We start from the raw sequence: 17,832 nt of genomic DNA on the forward strand, positions 1-17,832 counted from the left end.
ATGAATCTCCTTTCTAATCGCGCAAATTCCTTCCAGTCAGTGTTAGGAATACGGTTTCCAAGTTTGGCGCTTTTTCTTCCAATGAGCGGATTTCAACGCTTTCGGCCATCAGCTGCTCTATGATCTGGTTTAAATTGTTGACGCCTGCAGCCGAGTTGATTTTTATCAGATTTTCTTCAAGTGAAACCGCCTCGACTCCACTGATGGTTTTTAACTCGCCAAGATCGATATTCTCCGCGGATTTGACAGCAATCCAAATATCTTTCGTATTGGTGATGATCGCTTTCAGCTGTTCCTTCGTCCCTTCCGCGATAATTTTTCCGTGATCGATGATAGCGATCCGTGAACAGATTTCTTCAACCTCTTCCATATAGTGGCTCGTATAAATCATTGTGCAGCCCATAGCATTTAATTTTTTGACCGATTCCAATATATAATTTCTTGAGTGGGGGTCGATGCCCACCGTCGGTTCGTCCATGATGATCAGCTTTGGCCTGTGGGCGATGGCACAGGCGATGTTCAGCCTTCTTTTCATCCCGCCTGAAAAGTTTTTCGGAAAGCTTTTCTGTTTATCGCTCAATCCGACAAACCGCAATGCTTCCTTAACGCGTTCATGCAGTTGGGAGCCCCGCAGTCCGTAGAGCCCCGCAAAAAATTTTACATTTTCATACGCCGTTAAATCTTCGTAAATAGCCAAATCCTGAGGAACAATACCAATATTCATTTTCGTGTATTTTCGATTTTCAGCGATGTTTTTGCCAAGAATATCAATCTCGCCTTCATTGCTTCGCAGCAAACTTGAGATCATATTAATAGTGGTGCTTTTGCCGGCGCCGTTTGCGCCGAGAAATCCGAATATTTCTCCCTCCGCTATTGATAATGATATATTGTCAACAGCAACAAAATCGCCAAATTTTTTCGTCAGATTTTTGATTTCTAATACATTCATATTTTCACCTCATTTTGCTTTACGAAACCATTATAAAAAAAAGATGAATCCCGCGGCAGTGCAGCAATTCACCTTTTGAACATGAGAATATTCATATTTTAAAAATGATATCATTCATGTTTCGGCAATAGTGTGTTGACGGAAAATCCGTTTGAACCGTCGACGATGACCTGACCGTTAACAGATGCAGCCCGTTCTTCCATTCCGATGATCCCCATGCCTTTCTTGATCTTCTCCTGTCCCTTCCCATTGTCTTTTACTTCGGTTTTAATAAGCGTATTCAGGACATGGATCTCGATCGATACATGTGTCGCCTCGGCATACTTCATCGTATTCGTCAGCGCCTCCGTAATATTTTCAAAAATGATTTTCCACTGAATATGAGAAATCGCATCCAAATCGCCATAATGAACGAAAGAAATAGGGATTTGATGCCGGGCCGCACATTCATCTAGCAATAGCTTCAGTCTGTGGATGCCCATCTGTTCCGGAGGCGGCTTGATATTTTTTAAAGTCAATCTGATCTTTTCGATTCCGTCTTTTGAAATATTAATCGCGTTTTGCAGCAGTTCAGAAGCTTTCTCTTTGTCTGTATGAAGCAGCCGCTTCGCCGCTTCCAGCTGGATGAGTGCACCTGTCATTGAATGACCGATTTTATCATGTATTTCCTGAGACAGCCGGCTGCGTTCCTCCAATTTAAAAGTATATTCAGACTGTCTGATATACTCTTCGTTTTCATGTAAAGTCTTTGATAAGGTTTGCATATCTTTTCTCGTTTGATCGATATGATTTTCAAGCTTTTCGATTCTGGCTGCATCGTGTTCCGCCATTAAAAACAGCAAAAAATGAAAAGCGGCCGTTAATCCGTAGACAGCTGCAATGTGCCCGCCAATGAAAAAAACGGGAATGACTGATACAACAAGCATGGCCCACTTTGAACGCGGCATATTTTCTGCACATTCATAGAGATTAAGAGGCAGCAATAAAATAAATAAAGAATGGACTTCAAGGAATGAAACAGCCGAAATCATAATGGACAGGATGATTAAAACCTTTTTCGCCATTCCTTTTTTAAAAATTGCAATGGCAAGATTGACACAGAAATAAACCAGAAGGCAAAACACAAGCCACGATAAATTGACGGCTTCTGATTGTATATAGCTGTATATGATAAATCCCATTAAAATAAGCTTGCCTGACATAATTCGCAATTCCATTGTTTTCCCTCAGTTAAAAGTTTGTTTTTCCCGTTAAGTAGTAGATGGCAATTTGCGTCCGATGATCCAGCCCCGTTTTTCCCAAAATCGATGAAATATAGTTTGCAATCGTTCCTTCTGATATAAAGAGCTCTTTTGAAATCTCTTTATTTGAAAGCCCTTTGGCGATAAACCCCATAATGTCGAGTTCTCTTTCAGTAAATAGGCTTCGGTCAACCTTGAGTTCCGGCTCTTTATTTTCTTTTAAATTTGATTTAATTTTGTCAAGCACAGCATCCTGCATGACAATATGGCCGTGATATACGCTTTTAATCGCATCCCTGATTCGTTCCGGTTCGGTATTTTTCAACAAATAGCCTTTCGCACCGTTCTGTATAGCCGCCAAAATATATTCATCATCATCAAACGTCGTTAAGATTAACGGCGCTGCCCCCGTTTGTCCGGAAATCAGCTTCGCAGCTTCAACCCCATTCATATTCGGCATGCGGACATCCAGCAATGCGATGTCCACATGATGGGCGCTACAGTAATCAACAGCTTGGCGGCCATCCTCGACCGTTTCCAATACTTCAAATTCATCGTACGTACTCAATATAATTTTCATGCCTTCTCTTATGAATGAATTGTCATCCGCTATGATCACATTGATTTTCATTGCTTTTTAAGCGGAGATCGGGTGCTCCGCACGTGCACATCCCTTCCCTAATATCAAAATGCTGAGCCGGGTCTCCGCACTTGTTAATACCATTAAATTTATCATGAAACGGTATCCGTTAAAATAAAAAATCCAATCCTTCTAACCGGATTGGATTTAAAACATATATTTATAAGTATTTGACCGCGGATACGGCAACCATGATCCATGCCGCGATGAACGCTACGCCTCCCAGCGGAGTGATGGCGCCGAGGACGCTGATTTGCGTGAGGCTGAGGACATATAAGCTGCCGGAAAACAAGATAATACCTGCGAACATCAGCCAGCCCGCAGCTGTTACACTTCCCGCGCCAGTAAGTTTGCCCGCAATGAGGGCGACGGCAATTAATCCGAGCGCATGGTACATATGATACTGTACGCCGGTCTGCCAGATTTGAAGATACTTTTCCGGAATCTTCCCTTCAAGCCCATGGGCCCCGAATGCCCCTAAAGCAACTGCAAGCATTGCATTTATAGAACCTAAAATTAAAAATAATTTCATGATCAATCGCCCGCCTTTCTCTACTCATCATATCGTACACGCTCAAGATTTCAACTTTCACAGCATCATGACACGATTTTGTCAAATTTCTTTTTTCTAAGCTGCATTTGTTCGGCCGCAATCGCAATGATCGTCCCTAATACAAGTCCATTGCTCAAAATGGAAACAAAAACGGGATGCATGCCTTCCAGGGCGCTTTCAGGAACAAACATGACACCGACCCCGGCAAGCAGCGCAATTCCTATGACAAAGCGGACACGGCCGGCCTCACTCTTGCCATAAGAGTCAAATTCGGAAAATGCCATCCCAACCATCGTCGAGAACACAACGAAATTAACGGCAAAGCCGACCGGGGACGGGAGGCTTGCAAACGCGTTCATGACAAACGGAAAAAAGCTGATCAAAATGACGATGAGACTCCCCAATAAAAACGGTTTTTTCGAGGAAATTCTCGTCGTCTGAATAAAACCGGCCGCTCCAGAAATCGGCACCGTTCCTACGGCTCCAAGAAGGCCGCTTAGCAAATGGCTGACAGAGGCGATGAACCCCGCCGGTCGAGCCCGCTTTCTTTCTTCCAGCTTCTCAAACTGCTTAACGGCTCCTTCGACCACCCGAATGCTGGCCAGCATATTGACAATTAATAAAACTGTAATAAACAAAGAAGTGACAACTAATCCGCTGTCAAACAGCGGAACCCCGAAAGGAAAGATATCAGGCAAATGAAATAGCTCATCGGTGTGTACCGGCAGCTTTGCAGCTCCAAAAACGGCGAATAAGATCCAGCCGCCAAACAGTGCGATTAAAATCGAATATTGCTTAAGAAACGGAACGTTCGACCTGCTCATCAGAAACGTTGCCAGCATAATAACACACGCAAGCAAAAAGACGGGAACATCCATCTCGTTTTTCCGGTAGCCGATCCCCATGATTCCTTTTACAATCGGTTCGCTTAATTGAATAACCAAAAGCAGTAAGTAAATCCCCGTCACCACTGGTGTAAACATCACTGCCAGCTTGTCAATAATCTTAAATAGGCTAAAGATAAAAAAGAATACCGCGCTCAGCAGCATTGCCCCTTGAAGCGCCTGCAGGGTCTCAGCATAAGCTGCGAATACAGTTCCTGTAAGCCCCGCATAAATCGTATATACTCCCCACCAAAGCCCGGCCGGACTCTCATTAATCGGCAAACGATGCCCCATCAAGCATTGGATAAAGGCGGTTGTGCCCAACACGAAAAACGTGCTTTGAATCAGTCCTGCCGTTTCCGCCTGATTCAGCTCAAACGACTGCCCGATCGCAATGGGCACCACGATAGCAGACGCAATAATAAATGCCGTCCATTGTAAAGCCCCAAAAAGCAGTTTCAAGTTCATCAACCTCTCTTTTTCAAAAAAGCAAACGGCTCCTAGAAATCAAAAATTGAGTCTCCGTTGCCGTCTTCATCATGTTTTTGTTTCTCTTTTTTTTGATATTGTTCCGCCCCGGCGGATCCCATCATTTTTTCCAGCATCAACTGGTCGCTCGAAGGCTTTTTTGTCGTTTGAACATATGGGGAAGACTGAACGGCCGGACTCTGCGGCTCAACGATGACATCGCAAAGGGAGCGAATGACCGCAACGTGCATTTTTAAATCGTTCTCCTGATGGCATTCCTTCGCCCTTTTTAATTCATCCTCCATCTTCTGTAGCAAGCTTGATATATGTATGTTCATCAATTCGATCCTCCAAACCGTATTCGATTTCCATTTCATTTTAACAAATTCCATTCTCTCATGCTGAATACACTTTTCTATTTTAGTCCCTGAAAAGTTTCTTTTCCATACAGACCATGCTTGTCTGCCGTTTACAAAACAAAGAAACCGCCCACTAAACGGCATGAAAATCCTTTTTTCTTGCAGGTTGAGAAGTTGACAGCGGAACAAGCCTTCACACATAATGAAAAAAACTTGGCTTAAAAAGCAGCCTCTATTTCTAAAAATGAAAGGAAACAGAGCATGGCAGAGTGTACAAATCGAATCGAAGCGATCATCGCTAAACAAAAACAATATTTTTCAAGCGGGGAAACGCTCGATATAAAAAAACGTCTTCAACAGCTCGACATCCTTAGACATTCATTGAAAAAATATGAGCATGACATTCTCGAGGCTCTGCACAAAGACCTCAATAAATCAGAGCATGAAGCTTATATGACGGAAATCGGCATTGTATTGGAAGAGATCCGCTTCATCAGCAAACGGTTAAAAAAGTGGGCAAAGCCGAAAAAAGCGAAAACCGCTCTTTCTCACATCGGTTCAAAAAGCATGATCATTCCCGAGCCCTATGGAACAGTCTTGATCATCGCACCGTGGAACTATCCGTTTCAGCTTGCCGTTTCGCCGCTGATCGGCGCTCTTGCGGCGGGAAATACAGCCGTTGTCAAGCCATCTGAGCTGGCTCCCTCAGTCTCAGGCGTCTTATCCAAAATCATCAAGGAAGCGTTTCCGCTTGAATGTACAACTGTTATTGAAGGAGGGATTGAAGCCAACCAAGAGCTTTTGCGGCAGCCTTTTGACTATATTTTTTTTACAGGAAGCGTTCCCGTCGGCAAAGTTATCATGGAAGCCGCTGCCAAGCAGCTGATTCCCGTCACGCTCGAACTCGGCGGAAAAAGCCCCTGCATTGTTCACAAGGATGCCGATTTAAAACTGGCGGCTGCAAGGATCGTCTTCGGCAAGTTGACAAATGCCGGACAGACGTGCATTGCACCTGACTATCTGCTCGTTCACAAAGATATAAAACGCGAGCTGCTTCAAGCCTTAAAGCAAGCGATTCAGCGGTTCTTCGGCAATGCGCCGGAAAACAATCCGGCATACGGAAAAATCGTGAATGAACGGCATTTTGAGCGTTTAATCCGCTTGCTCCACAATGAAAATGTAGTGACCGGGGGAACATATCACAAGGACACACTCAAAATTGCACCGGCCATTATTGATGAAGCGGATTGGGAGTCCCCTGTCATGCAGGAGGAAATTTTCGGACCAATCTTACCTGTTATCGGGTATGAAACAATCGAAGATGTCATTGATCTGGTTCAGAGCCGGCCAAAACCGCTTGCTCTCTATTTGTTTACGAATGACAAATCGGTAAAGCGGCAGGTCATCAGCCGAATTTCTTTTGGCGGCGGGTGTATAAATGATACGCTGATGCATGCGGCTACTCCGTATTTGCCATTCGGAGGCGTGGGTGAAAGCGGAATCGGAAATTACCACGGCCATAACAGTTTTAAAACATTTTCCCACGAAAAAAGCATTGTAAAACAGACGAACCGGTTTGATGTTTCATTCCGTTACCCCTCATCTAAGAACGGACTGAGGATTATCAAAAAACTGCTAAAATAAATTTCCAGCGCTCCTTTACATTCCTAAACAAGCTGAGAACCGCTAAGCTTTAGCGGTTCTCCAGATTTCACATGTTAGGAATCGTCCAGTCGATCGGCTCTTCATGGATTTTTTCCAAGTATTGATTTGCCTTTGAGAACGGCCTGCTTCCGAAAAATCCGTTTCTAGCCGAAAAAGGACTTGGGTGAGGCGACTGGATAATGAAATGCTTTGAAGTATCGATTCTCTCTTTTTTCATTTGAGCGTGCCGTCCCCAAAGAATAAAGACAACCGGTTTTTCTCTCTTGTTTAAAACATCAATGACACTGTCCGTCAGCTGCTCCCAGCCTTTTCCTTTATGGGAATTCGCCTGTCCCCGCCTGACAGTCAGAACGGTGTTTAACAGCAGGACGCCTTGTTTGGCCCAGCTGACCAGCGAACCATGATTGGGTATATCAGCTCCAATATCATTTTGCAATTCTATGAAAATATTTTTTAGAGAAGGCGGCTGATTCACTCCAGGTTTTACGGAAAAACTCAAGCCATGCGCCTGTCCCGGCCCGTGGTACGGGTCCTGTCCAAGGATGACGACTTTGACCTTTTCATAGGAAGTGTAATGCAAAGCATTGTAAATATCGTTTGGCTCGGGATATACGGTGTTCTCCGCATACTCTCTTTTCAGCATTTCTCTAAGCTCTTGATAATAGGGCTTTTCAAACTCATTTTCCAGCTGTCCCCACCAGCTGTCATTCAAAATCTGTTTCAACGGTTAAGCCTCCTTTAATGAAATTGGCGTTCGTGAACAAGTCTTGAGACGACAGGCTTGCCGTCCCATACAATGTTACTTTCCGCTTCCCTCTTCCTCATTGCAGGTTCTTCAAGAAGCACAAAAAAATTTTTCGTCGGCAGCTTTCCAAGCTGATGCTTTTCACTCAAGACATCCAAATAATACTGTCTCTTGCCGCCAAGGTCGCTGGATTGATTGTCCCCTTGCTGTGAAAAAGCATATATCACGCTTGCGGCAGGAACCCTTTTCACTGTAAACTGTTCAGCTGCACGCAGGAAAAAGTCCCAGTCCCAATAATTGTGCACATCCGGATCAAAATAGCCGATTTCACTATGAAGCAAACGTTTATACATGCTTCCAGAAGGAACATATGTAGAAAATTTTCTCATTTCCTTCAAATCAAAAGAGTAGGCAAAAAGGTGCCTGTTTTTCGGAATCCTTGTATCTTCTTTTTCATCAAAAGAGACAATTTCAGCATCTGAATATACAAAATCAGCCGTTTCCAGCGCCTTTGCCATTCTTTCCATATGACACGGAGTGAAAAAATCATCATCATCACACAGCATAATAACATCTCCTGATGCTTCTTTCACCCCTATATTTCTCGCTTTCACATGTTTCACATTTTCATCGAGATGGAGCACCTTGATCGGCAGGTCGGAATAAAGCCGCTGAACAATGTCGACTTTCTCGCCCGCATCATTTACGATGATGACTTCAAATGGTTTCATGGACTGTTTTGCAATGGATTCAAGCAATTCACACAAAGCGGGAATCCGATTGTGAGTTACGATTACGATCGATATCTTCATGTTTGCAATATGCGCTCCTTCTTACATCATTTCTTTTCCCATTATAAATCACAAAACGAACAATTTGATATGAACCAAAGTAGGACATTTTAAAATTTCCTCATTTTTTACTTAAATGGATATTTAGTATGAAATATGATGCTATCCAAGCGAGCTAAAAAGGATTAGGTATGAAATGAATAAACAATTGGAAATATAAAAGTTAATCATTAGCAGAGCAGATTGGGGTATTTCAATATATGAAAATCATCGATCTTACGATTGAACTGATAACAGGATTTATATTTCTTTTTATCATCATCAAATTTGTCGGCAAGAAAATCATCGATCAGATTACACCCTTCACTTTTATCGCATCTGTTGTGTTGGGGGAATTGCTGGGAAATGCATTATACGACAGTCAAACCGGCGTTTTTTATGTCATTTACTCAATGGCGTTATGGGGTCTCTTACTCTTTGCGACCGAATTTCTTACACAAAAGTTTCTATCTTTTCGCAGATTATTCGAGGGAAAGCCGTCTGCTCTTATTAAAAATGGGAAAGTCGATCGTGAAGAACTGAAAAAAAACCGAATGAATATCAACCAATTGCAAAGCTTGCTTAGGCAAAGTGAAACGTTTTCGATTCGGGAAGTCGCTTTTTGTTATTTAGAGGCTAATGGTTCAATCAGCATCTTAAAAAAGTCAAAATATCAAAAAACAACTCAGGAAGACTTCAATATGCCTTTACAACCCGTTCATGTACCAGTCACTCTAATACGAGACGGCAAAGTCCTATGGGAGGAATTAAATGATCTAGACTTTACTGAAGCTTGGTTAAAATCGCAAATCAAATCTCAAGGTGTTTCACCTGACTATCAAAATATTTTTTTAGCTGAATGGTTGGAAGGCGACGGACTTTTAGTACAAACTTTCAAATAAGGATACAGCTGATCATCCGCAGTACAATTCAGCCAAATAATCAAGTCTATTGCAAACCTTGGAATAAATGAAACCTGGTATCCATGATTTGTGATCATATGAAAAGCTGTCTATAATAAAAACTAAACCAATCTATGGATGGAATCTCTTATGGTGGAGGATTGACTGAACATGACAATGCACAAAGCGCTGACAATTGCCGGCTCTGACTCAAGCGGAGGTGCCGGGATTCAGGCAGATTTAAAAACATTCCAGGAAAAGAACGTATACGGAATGACGGCCCTCACGGTTGTCGTCGCCATGGACCCTGAAAACAATTGGAACCATCAGGTATTCCCAGTTGATACAGAAGTTATTCGCGCCCAGCTGTCTACCATCGTGGACGGAATCGGAGTTAATGCGATGAAAACGGGAATGCTTCCAACCGTTGACATTATTGAGCTTGCGGCAAAAACGATCAAAGAGCACAACATGAAAAATGTCGTCATCGACCCTGTCATGGTATGCAAAGGAGCAAACGAAGTGCTGTATCCGGAACATGCGAAGGCTTTGCGGGAACTTCTGGCCCCTCTTGCTACCGTTATTACGCCAAACCTTTTTGAGGCTGGCCAGCTCAGCGGCCTCGGCGAAATTAAAACCGTTGAACAAATGAAGGAAGCGGCTAAAGCCATTCATGGCCTTGGCGCCAAACATGTCCTCATTACAGGCGGCGGCAAACTCGAACATAAACATGCAGTCGACGTTTTATTTGACGGCCAAGATGCCGAAGTCTTAGAAGGGGAAAGAATTGATACTCCTTATACCCATGGAGCGGGCTGCACTTACTCTGCGGCCATCACGGCTGAACTCGCCAAAGGCTCCAGTGTGAAGAAGGCCATTTATTCAGCGAAAGAATTTATAACGGAGGCGATCCGCGAATCGTTCCGTTTAAATGAATACATCGGACCGACGAAACACTCCGCTTGGCGGATTAGCGGCAAGTGAGCAAAAAGAACCCCTTTCACTTTTTAAGTAAAAGGGGTCTTTCAGCTTTCCCGTTTTGTTTTTAGATTTCTGGCCGAGGATCTTAAAAAAGACTCAATTGATTCAACAAAAAGAGCGTATTCTTTCATTTGTTCATAAGTGTTTGAAAGCTTTTTTTGCACTTGTTCATCATTCGGAATTGTTTTATCTTCAATGTCGTTGATCAGCTTCTTCACCTGAAGGAGCAAATCACGATACTCTTCCCTCGTATCCTCAATATGATCTGCTATTTTTTTTAGCTCCATTACTGTCAACTTCTGATGATCTTGATCCAAAAAAACAACCCCTTTACAACTGCAAAGTATCTAAAAAAAGCATATCATAAAGGGATTGTACAGGAAATAGGAAGAGGCTGGTTTCCCCTTTAAGACATCGTCCAGGAAGTTACATTTATTATGATCTCTTTTCTGGCGCTGATCCAAACATGATTATTTCCCGGGTAAGGAAAATATCGCGCAGAAAATACTTCTTCCCCGCCATTGACGAAAATTTCAATCGAAGACGAATCTAAGAAGATGTTTAAATCCCGAAGCTCATTCAAACGGCAATGCCTTACTTCCGTACTTTCATCAACACAGCTGTTTCTTTCCAGTGTGAGAGTACCGTCCGCTTTGTTGTATATCAGGCGGGCCGCCCCTCTAAAGGAAACCTCAAACCCTTCTTCAATCAATTGCGGGGTGATGAACAACTCTGTTTTTTCAGGATGGTCGATGTCCAGCTTTTCGGCAGCTTGATGAAGTGAGACTTTAGTATTTTTTTCATCTCGGCGCAGCGTTCTGAGCTCTTGAATCGGTTTTTGAATCAGCTTGTCATTGTTTAAAGTTAATTCCCTGGGCAATGTCATGCAATGAACCCATTGGTTCGGAATTGTCGGGTGATGCTGTTCATTCTGATCAGGGACGCCCATCCAGGCAACTAAAATCCGCCGGCCTGATTCGTCCTTTGTTGTCTGAGGCGCATAAAAATCAAAACCCCGGTCAAGCTCTTCAAATTCTCCATGCTTAAACTCTGGTTTCCGCTCATCTAATTCTCCTACAAAATATCCCGACTGATGAGCGTTTTGATAATGGAAGCCTTCCGCTTTTAAACCTTGCGGGCAGACAATCAAGACATCTTTGCCGCCAAGCGATATCATATCCGGACATTCCCACATATATCCAAATTCATCGAGCTGTTCTGTATTTGAACCGGTAATGTCTCCAAGGAATGACCATTCCTTCAGGTTCGTTGAAGTAAATAGAACCGCCCGGCCTTCAAGGCGTTCTGTCTGTGCGCCGAGCACCATATACCAGCGCCCGTTCTTTTTCCAAACCTTCGGATCGCGGAAATGAGCCGTGTACCCTTCGGGAAGCCTTGCGACAACCCCCTGCTTTTCAAAAGAGATGCCATCCTTGGAAACGGCGAGGCATTGGTAGGTTTCACGGCCGCCCTCTTCATCCCTGACATTTCCTGTGTAGAAAACGTGCAGCAGATCGTTTTCAGCAACCGCACTCCCTGAGTAGCATCCGTTTTTGTCATACCAGTCGCTCGGTGTGAGGGCGATCTCTTCGTGACGCCAGTTGACAAGGTCTTCAGAGGAATAATGACCCCAAAACTTTGCCCCATGTCCTGTTTTAAAAGGCATCCACTGATAAAACAGATGGTAAACCCCTTTCCACTGAATGAATCCGTTTGGATCATTCAGCAGTCCGACAGGAGGCATGATATGATAATACAGCCGGTAGGGGTCAAGGTTGACAATATCCTGATATTCCTTAACCCGATTCATCGCTTTCTCGCGAAGTTCTTGATCTTGATTCATGATATTAACCCTCCATTAGCTCTTTTTCTCGTCTTCTTTAATACCTAAGAAAAAGGCTGTGATAAAGGCAACAAAAACGGCAATGGCCATTCCGATTAAATAATTGATGAGGTTGCCCATTCCGAGCGGAGCGACAATCGCAATCATCGGAATTCCTGTCAAACCGTAGGCATTTGCAGCAACATTCATAAAGACAACATATGCTGCACCTAGTGCTCCCCCCGCCATTGCGGCGATAAACGGCTTGCGGTAACGGAGATTGACACCGAAAATAACAGGTTCAGTAATGCCCAGGAATGCTGAGAAAGCAGCAGGTAAAGCAATTTCTTTTGTTTTCGCACGTTTTGCCATAAAGAATACGGCAAGCCCAGCTCCGCCTTGCGCGACATTGGCCATAGACCAGATCGGAAGCAAGTAGTTTCGTCCGATATCAGCGATAAGGCCGGCCTCAATCGCATGGAAACTATGATGAACACCAGTTAAAACGATAAGCGAGTAAGTCCCTCCAAATACAAGTCCAGCGACAGGTCCAGCAAAATCATACACAGAAGTTAAGACGTTTGTGATCCCTGTACCAAGCAGTCTTCCTAAAGGACCAATCGCAATAAACGCAATGAATCCTGTTGAAATAATGGTTACAAATGGTGTTACTAAAAGATCGATCGCATTTGGAACGATCTTTCTTACTCCTTTTTCGATTTTACTCATCACATACACGGCAAGCAAAATGGGAACAACGGTTCCTTGATAGCCAAGCATCTCAATATTGAGACCGTAAAAATTCATCACATCTGGTGACGCAGTTGCCAACCCCCAAGGATTGAACAAGCTCGGGTGAATTAAAATCCCTCCGAGAACAGCACCTAAATAAGGATTGCTGCCAAATTCTTTCGCAGCACTGACACCGATCAAGATCGGAAGGATAATAAATGCCGCACTTGAGAACATATCGAGCATGATATATAGTGCTGCGTCAGGGTCGACCCAATTAAACGCCTTCATCATTCCCAACAGACCCATCAATAAACCGCTTGCAACAATTGCCGGAATAATCGGTACAAAAATATTTGACAGCGTTTTCGCAAACCGTGCTAAAGGATTCATTTTACCCTTTGCAGCTTCACTGTGCTGAACTGTTTCTTTTTGATCAAGATTCAGTTCTTTGGCAAACTGTTCATACACTTTATTGACAAGCCCTGTCCCAAAAATAATCTGGTATTGACCTGAGCTGGAAAAAGCTCCTTTGACGCCTTCAAGCCCTTCAACCTTTTCTTGGTCGATCTTCGCTTCGTCCTTTATCACTAAACGCAGCCTCGTCGCACAATGTGCAGCGCTGATGATGTTATCTTCTCCGCCAAGTAGCTGAATGAGACGTTCGGCAATTTCTTTGTGATTCATGATGACTCCTCCTTTTTGTTTAAAAAAAAGCAGAAAAGACCTAAAATTCACCAATGAATTCGGGACTAAAGATCCCCATTCATATAAGCAAATTTTAGGTCTTGCCTGCTTTACCAGTCACAATCCCCGGTATTTATTTTTAATACGCTTTCATTTTATTATGTGATAACGCTTTCGTCAACTGTTTTTTTCATTTTCTGTGAAAATTGATCTAAAAAAAGCCTGATCGCGCGTTATCAGGCGGTATTACCTATAGGAATCATTTAAACGCTGGACATGCAGCGTAATATATCCGACTTCTGATTCCGGAAGATGAAGGTCATATTCAGTTTTTACGTAATCCGCCAGCCCTGCCGCACATCGGTATGATTCAGGATACTTTTGCTGGATGAAATAAAGCATGTCATCGTCCATTACGTGAAACGCTTCATTTGATTCCAGCCGATTGATTGCATACCTCAGATGTGTGACAAGACGCTGATATGAGATGCTGTTTTCATCAATCTTCTGATTGAAGCAGCATTCGATTTTTTCTATCAGTTCTTTGATGATGTTCGTGTATTTCAGCGTTTTCTGCATGTTTTCCGCATCCATTTTTGCGGTATGAATATGCAGTGCGATATAACCCGCTTCATCATCAGGCAAATCGATATCCAATTTTTCTTTGATTAAATCGATTGCCCAGAGTCCGATCTCATATTCTTTTTTATAAAGCGCTTTAATTTCATTTAATAATTTATTTTGAACAACAAATCCTTTGCGGATTCGTTCAATTGCAAATGATAAATGATCCACAAGGGCGATGTGGATATGATCGCTCAGCGGTGCGGACAGCTGCCCTTCCGCATAGCTGATAATCTCTTCGGCAACTTCAATATGTTCTTCCGGAAGTGTTTCGAGGATTTGTTTAAACTTTTCATTTTCTTCATGAATGGTAAAAATCTTCTCTACCTTATTTCTCAAGATGGTGTCATTTTTACCTTTTTGAAAAGCGATTCCAGGCCCCATGACAATTTTCTCCTGATCCTCCTCCTTTATGATTGCTGCATTGTTGTTTAATACTTTATAGATTTTCAAGGCTTTCACCCACTTCCCATTATGAGTGGGATTTTACCTTGTTTATGCGCACATGTAAAGTGCGGGTCCGGCTCTCACCCTTTTCACCGCTTTTTTACAGCCCTCCTGAATTCTATCTTTCCGCAAACCGCCAATCCTCTCTCTCTGATATTTTGAAGACCGTTCTTCTTTCTCCACAACCGCTTCAGAAAAGCCGCCAGAAAAAGCTCCAGCTTGTTGATATGTAATGCCAGCTGAAGTTAAAGCCTTCACCTGACTCTCTCTGACAGGCATCACCCAATTCAGCAGCACGGCTGCCCATAATTTCATAAATGAGATAAAGCCTTTCACACAAATCCCTCCAATTTCAAATTTTTAAAACCTAGCAAGTCTATTAAACTTTCTGGCTCTATCTTATCGCAGTAAAATGAAAATGTTTGTCACAATGTGTGTGCAAAATGATTCTAGTTTTTAGAAGTTTTGTTGAAAACTGATGGAATCACCTTTAAATCATGCGAAAAACAGACTCGAAGACTTATTCACAGATTATCCTAAGGATAAACACATATTACCCACAATAAATATCCACATATCCACATAATCATTCAATATTTAGTGCAGGAACATATATTCCCCACTACATCTATACACAATTTTATTAACTTATTCACAGTAATTTGTGCATAAGTTTGAATAAACCGACCCAATACATTGAATCTTTGAAAATTATTTCTATATATAGAAGGATTTCTTTTTAAATGAGAGAATATTTTAAAAGTTCGAAACTCTAAAGATTAAGAAGGACAGCACTTATCTCAAAAGGGGGAAAACATTTTGAAGAATCGTCTTATGCGCTTTTCCATTTTTGCTTTTATTCTATTATTCACTTTATCCACATTCCTTACAGGAGTACAGGCAAAATCATCTCCTAAACAGGAATCTCCAGAACTGGAGAAAGCGGAGATTTACGGAGATATTGATGTAACATCAGATAAACAGACAACCGTCATCGTTGAGTTAAAAGAAGAATCATTAGCGGAAGCAAAGGCGGAAGGCAAAAAGCAAACGAAGGCTTCCTTAAAAGCGGAGCGCAGCAAAGTGAAAAACAAAGCGGAGAAAACGATTAAAAAGGCAAAAATTAAGCGGGAATATGACCGCGTTTTTTCAGGATTTTCAATGAAACTGCCGGCCAGCGAGATTCCAAAGCTCCTCGCTGTCAAGGAAGTTAAAGCTGTTTATCCGAACGCGACATACAAACCTGACAGTATAAAGGGAAAAGACGTTACGCTTGCCGCTGACTCCTTTTATCCACAGATGGATAAGAGTGCTCCGTATATTGGAGCGGATCAGGCTTGGAAATCGGGATACACCGGCAAAGGCATCAAGGTCGCCGTCATTGACACAGGTGTTGATTACACACACCCTGACTTGAAGAAAAACTTCGGACCGTACAAAGGATATGACTTTGTCGATAATGACTATGATCCGCAAGAGACGCCGACAGGGGACCCGCGGGGAGAATCAACTGATCATGGTACACATGTTGCAGGCACAATTGCCGCAAACGGCCAGATTAAAGGGGTAGCGCCTGAAGCGACTCTTCTCGCCTATCGTGTACTCGGACCAGGCGGGTCAGGAACAACCGAAAATGTCATCGCAGGGATTGAAAAAGCCGTCGCGGACGGAGCAAAAGTCATGAACCTTTCCCTTGGTAATTCACTAAACAGCCCTGACTATGCAACGAGCATTGCACTTGACTGGGCGATGTCTGAAGGCGTAGCCGCCGTTACATCGAACGGCAACAGCGGGCCTGAAAACTGGACGGTCGGATCGCCGGGAACCTCAAGAGAAGCGATTTCCGTCGGCGCCTCACAGCTTCCGTATAATGAGTATGCAGTAAAGTTTGCTTCGTATTCTACGGCAAAAGTGATGGGGTATGATGAAGAAAAAGACGTTCAGGCATTGAACAATCAAGAAGTTGAACTTGTTGAAGCAGGAATAGGACAAGCTGACGATTTTGAGGGCAAAGATGTGAGAGGCAAAATCGCAGTGATCCAAAGAGGCGGCATCCCATTTGTGGATAAAGCCGAACACGCTAAAAATGCCGGTGCCATCGGAGCCGTTATTTACAATAATGTATCCGGGGAGATTGAGGCGAACGTGGCGGGCATGGCCGTACCGACCGTCAAGCTGTCGAAAGAAGAAGGGGAAGAGCTTGTTCAGCAGATGAAAGCAGGTAAACGCACCGCTGTCTTTTCTTTTCATTTGGAAAAGGAGCTGGGTGAAACGATCGCATCTTTCTCCTCACGGGGACCTGTCATGGACACTTGGATGATCAAGCCCGACGTTTCAGCACCAGGTGTCAATATCGTCAGTACAATCCCTACACATGATCCGAAAAACCCTCACGGCTACGGCTCAAAGCAGGGAACAAGCATGGCTTCGCCACATGTTGCAGGCACTGCGGCCATTTTAAAACAGGCTAAGCCTGAGTGGACGCCTGAACAAATGAAAGCCGTACTGATGAATACAGCGGAAAAATTAACGGATGAAAATGGAAAGCCGTTCCCTCACAGTGCGCAAGGGGCCGGCAGCATCCGGATCATGGATGCATTGAAAACTTCATCCATTGTAAGTCCGGGAAGCCATTCATTCGGAACATTCATGAAGGACAAAGGGAAACAAACAAAGAAACAATCATTTACAATTGAAAACCTTTCATCCTACAGAAAAGCCTATCAGCTCGAGTACTCTTTCAAAGGCCAAGGCATTTCGGTAAAAGGAACCGAGCAAGTCGTGATACCTGCCAAGAAAACTGGAAAAGCAACTGCGAAGGTGACGGTCAACTCCGCCAAAACAAAAGCGGGAACATATGAAGGTACCGTATATGTCCGCGAGGGAGGCAGAAAAGTTGCCGAAATTCCTACCCTTTTGATCGTCAAAGAGCCCGACTACCCGCGTGTCACATCTGTAACCGTTGAACCGGGAACAAAGCAGGGAACATTTACGGTCGAAGCCTATCTTCCTGGCGGGGCTGAGGAGCTCGCATTTCTCGTCTACAACGAAAACCTGGAGCTTCTCGGACAGGCCGGCGTTTATAAAAATCAGGGAAAAGGCTATCAATCCTATCAGTGGAGTGGACAGATCAATGGTTCAGCCGCTCTCAAACCGGGCAAATATTATATGCTCGCTTATGCCTCTTCTAAAGGAAAATCAAGCTATGTCCTGACAGAAGATCCGTTTATCGTCGAATAATGACAAGCCTTGTTGAGAATCACTCAACAAGGCTTTTTTATGTTAAAATACGGATAATTGAAA

17 protein-coding genes are annotated in these 17,832 nt (G+C 43.3%); 4 read left to right on the plus strand and 13 right to left on the minus strand.

From position 1 onward, the window contains the following. Positions 1-13: 13 nt before the first annotated feature. The 6 genes from RBH91_RS20835 to RBH91_RS20860 form a co-directional block, all read right to left on the minus strand. Positions 14-949, minus strand: coding sequence for an ABC transporter ATP-binding protein (locus RBH91_RS20835; RefSeq protein ID WP_307892794.1), 936 nt, complete (start codon positions 947-949; stop codon positions 14-16). Between the two features lie 110 nt (positions 950-1,059). Continuing rightward, entirely contained in the window at positions 1,060-2,166 is a 1,107-nt protein-coding gene (locus RBH91_RS20840) for a sensor histidine kinase (protein ID WP_307892795.1), read from the minus strand. 13 nt (positions 2,167-2,179) lie between these two features. After that, on the minus strand, positions 2,180-2,821 hold the full coding sequence (locus tag RBH91_RS20845; protein WP_307892796.1) for a response regulator transcription factor: 642 nt from the start codon (positions 2,819-2,821) through the stop codon (positions 2,180-2,182). A 169-nt stretch (positions 2,822-2,990) separates the two neighbouring features. Beyond that, a complete protein-coding gene (locus RBH91_RS20850) occupies positions 2,991-3,362 on the minus strand; it encodes a DUF423 domain-containing protein (protein WP_076759470.1) in 372 nt (123 codons plus the stop codon). Between the two features lie 65 nt (positions 3,363-3,427). Beyond that, on the minus strand, positions 3,428-4,729 hold the full coding sequence (locus RBH91_RS20855) for a purine/pyrimidine permease (RefSeq protein WP_307892797.1): 1,302 nt from the start codon (positions 4,727-4,729) through the stop codon (positions 3,428-3,430). Positions 4,730-4,767: 38 nt separating this feature from the next. Continuing rightward, positions 4,768-5,073 (minus strand): YwdI family protein, encoded by a 306-nt coding sequence (locus RBH91_RS20860; protein ID WP_148956955.1) that lies wholly within the window; start codon positions 5,071-5,073, stop codon positions 4,768-4,770. A 282-nt stretch (positions 5,074-5,355) separates the two neighbouring features. On the opposite strand from RBH91_RS20860, the gene RBH91_RS20865 reads away from it, so the two are divergent. After that, positions 5,356-6,738 (plus strand): aldehyde dehydrogenase, encoded by a 1,383-nt coding sequence (locus tag RBH91_RS20865; protein ID WP_307892798.1) that lies wholly within the window; start codon positions 5,356-5,358, stop codon positions 6,736-6,738. Positions 6,739-6,805: 67 nt separating this feature from the next. Here the strand turns inward: RBH91_RS20865 and RBH91_RS20870 are convergent, their stop codons facing one another. Beyond that, positions 6,806-7,483, minus strand: coding sequence for a uracil-DNA glycosylase (locus RBH91_RS20870; RefSeq protein ID WP_307892799.1), 678 nt, complete (start codon positions 7,481-7,483; stop codon positions 6,806-6,808). Between the two features lie 14 nt (positions 7,484-7,497). Next, positions 7,498-8,316, minus strand: a complete 819-nt coding sequence (locus tag RBH91_RS20875) for a glycosyltransferase family 2 protein (protein WP_076759478.1) — start codon at positions 8,314-8,316, stop codon at positions 7,498-7,500. A gap of 239 nt (positions 8,317-8,555) precedes the next feature. On the opposite strand from RBH91_RS20875, the gene RBH91_RS20880 reads away from it, so the two are divergent. Together RBH91_RS20880 and RBH91_RS20885 are read left to right on the plus strand one after the other, a co-directional pair. Further along, a complete protein-coding gene (locus RBH91_RS20880; protein ID WP_076759480.1) occupies positions 8,556-9,236 on the plus strand; it encodes a DUF421 domain-containing protein in 681 nt (226 codons plus the stop codon). Between the two features lie 171 nt (positions 9,237-9,407). Then, positions 9,408-10,220, plus strand: a complete 813-nt coding sequence (locus RBH91_RS20885; protein ID WP_307892800.1) for a bifunctional hydroxymethylpyrimidine kinase/phosphomethylpyrimidine kinase — start codon at positions 9,408-9,410, stop codon at positions 10,218-10,220. Positions 10,221-10,261: 41 nt separating this feature from the next. On the opposite strand, the gene RBH91_RS20890 is transcribed toward RBH91_RS20885, so the two are convergent. The 5 genes from RBH91_RS20890 to RBH91_RS20910 all read right to left on the minus strand — a co-directional run bounded on the left by RBH91_RS20890 (position 10,262) and on the right by RBH91_RS20910 (position 14,865). After that, entirely contained in the window at positions 10,262-10,534 is a 273-nt protein-coding gene (locus tag RBH91_RS20890) for a hypothetical protein (protein WP_307892801.1), read from the minus strand. 89 nt (positions 10,535-10,623) lie between these two features. Then, positions 10,624-12,060, minus strand: a complete 1,437-nt coding sequence (locus RBH91_RS20895) for a sucrose-6-phosphate hydrolase (RefSeq protein WP_307892802.1) — start codon at positions 12,058-12,060, stop codon at positions 10,624-10,626. A gap of 15 nt (positions 12,061-12,075) precedes the next feature. Next, on the minus strand, positions 12,076-13,458 hold the full coding sequence (locus RBH91_RS20900) for a sucrose-specific PTS transporter subunit IIBC (protein WP_307892803.1): 1,383 nt from the start codon (positions 13,456-13,458) through the stop codon (positions 12,076-12,078). 246 nt (positions 13,459-13,704) lie between these two features. Beyond that, on the minus strand, positions 13,705-14,535 hold the full coding sequence (locus RBH91_RS20905; protein ID WP_307892804.1) for a PRD domain-containing protein: 831 nt from the start codon (positions 14,533-14,535) through the stop codon (positions 13,705-13,707). Between the two features lie 42 nt (positions 14,536-14,577). After that, the gene (locus RBH91_RS20910) at positions 14,578-14,865 is read right to left on the minus strand and encodes a hypothetical protein (protein ID WP_307892805.1); all 288 of its coding nucleotides are present in this window, start codon (positions 14,863-14,865) and stop codon (positions 14,578-14,580) included. 498 nt (positions 14,866-15,363) lie between these two features. On the opposite strand from RBH91_RS20910, the gene RBH91_RS20915 reads away from it, so the two are divergent. Then, positions 15,364-17,769 carry a S8 family peptidase gene (locus tag RBH91_RS20915; RefSeq protein ID WP_404802522.1) on the plus strand — a complete coding sequence of 802 codons (2,406 nt, stop codon included), beginning with the start codon at positions 15,364-15,366 and terminating at the stop codon, positions 17,767-17,769. The last annotated feature ends 63 nt before the right edge of the window (positions 17,770-17,832 follow it).

The organism is Bacillus swezeyi, assembly GCF_030908325.1.
GTDB lineage: Bacteria > Bacillota > Bacilli > Bacillales > Bacillaceae > Bacillus > Bacillus swezeyi.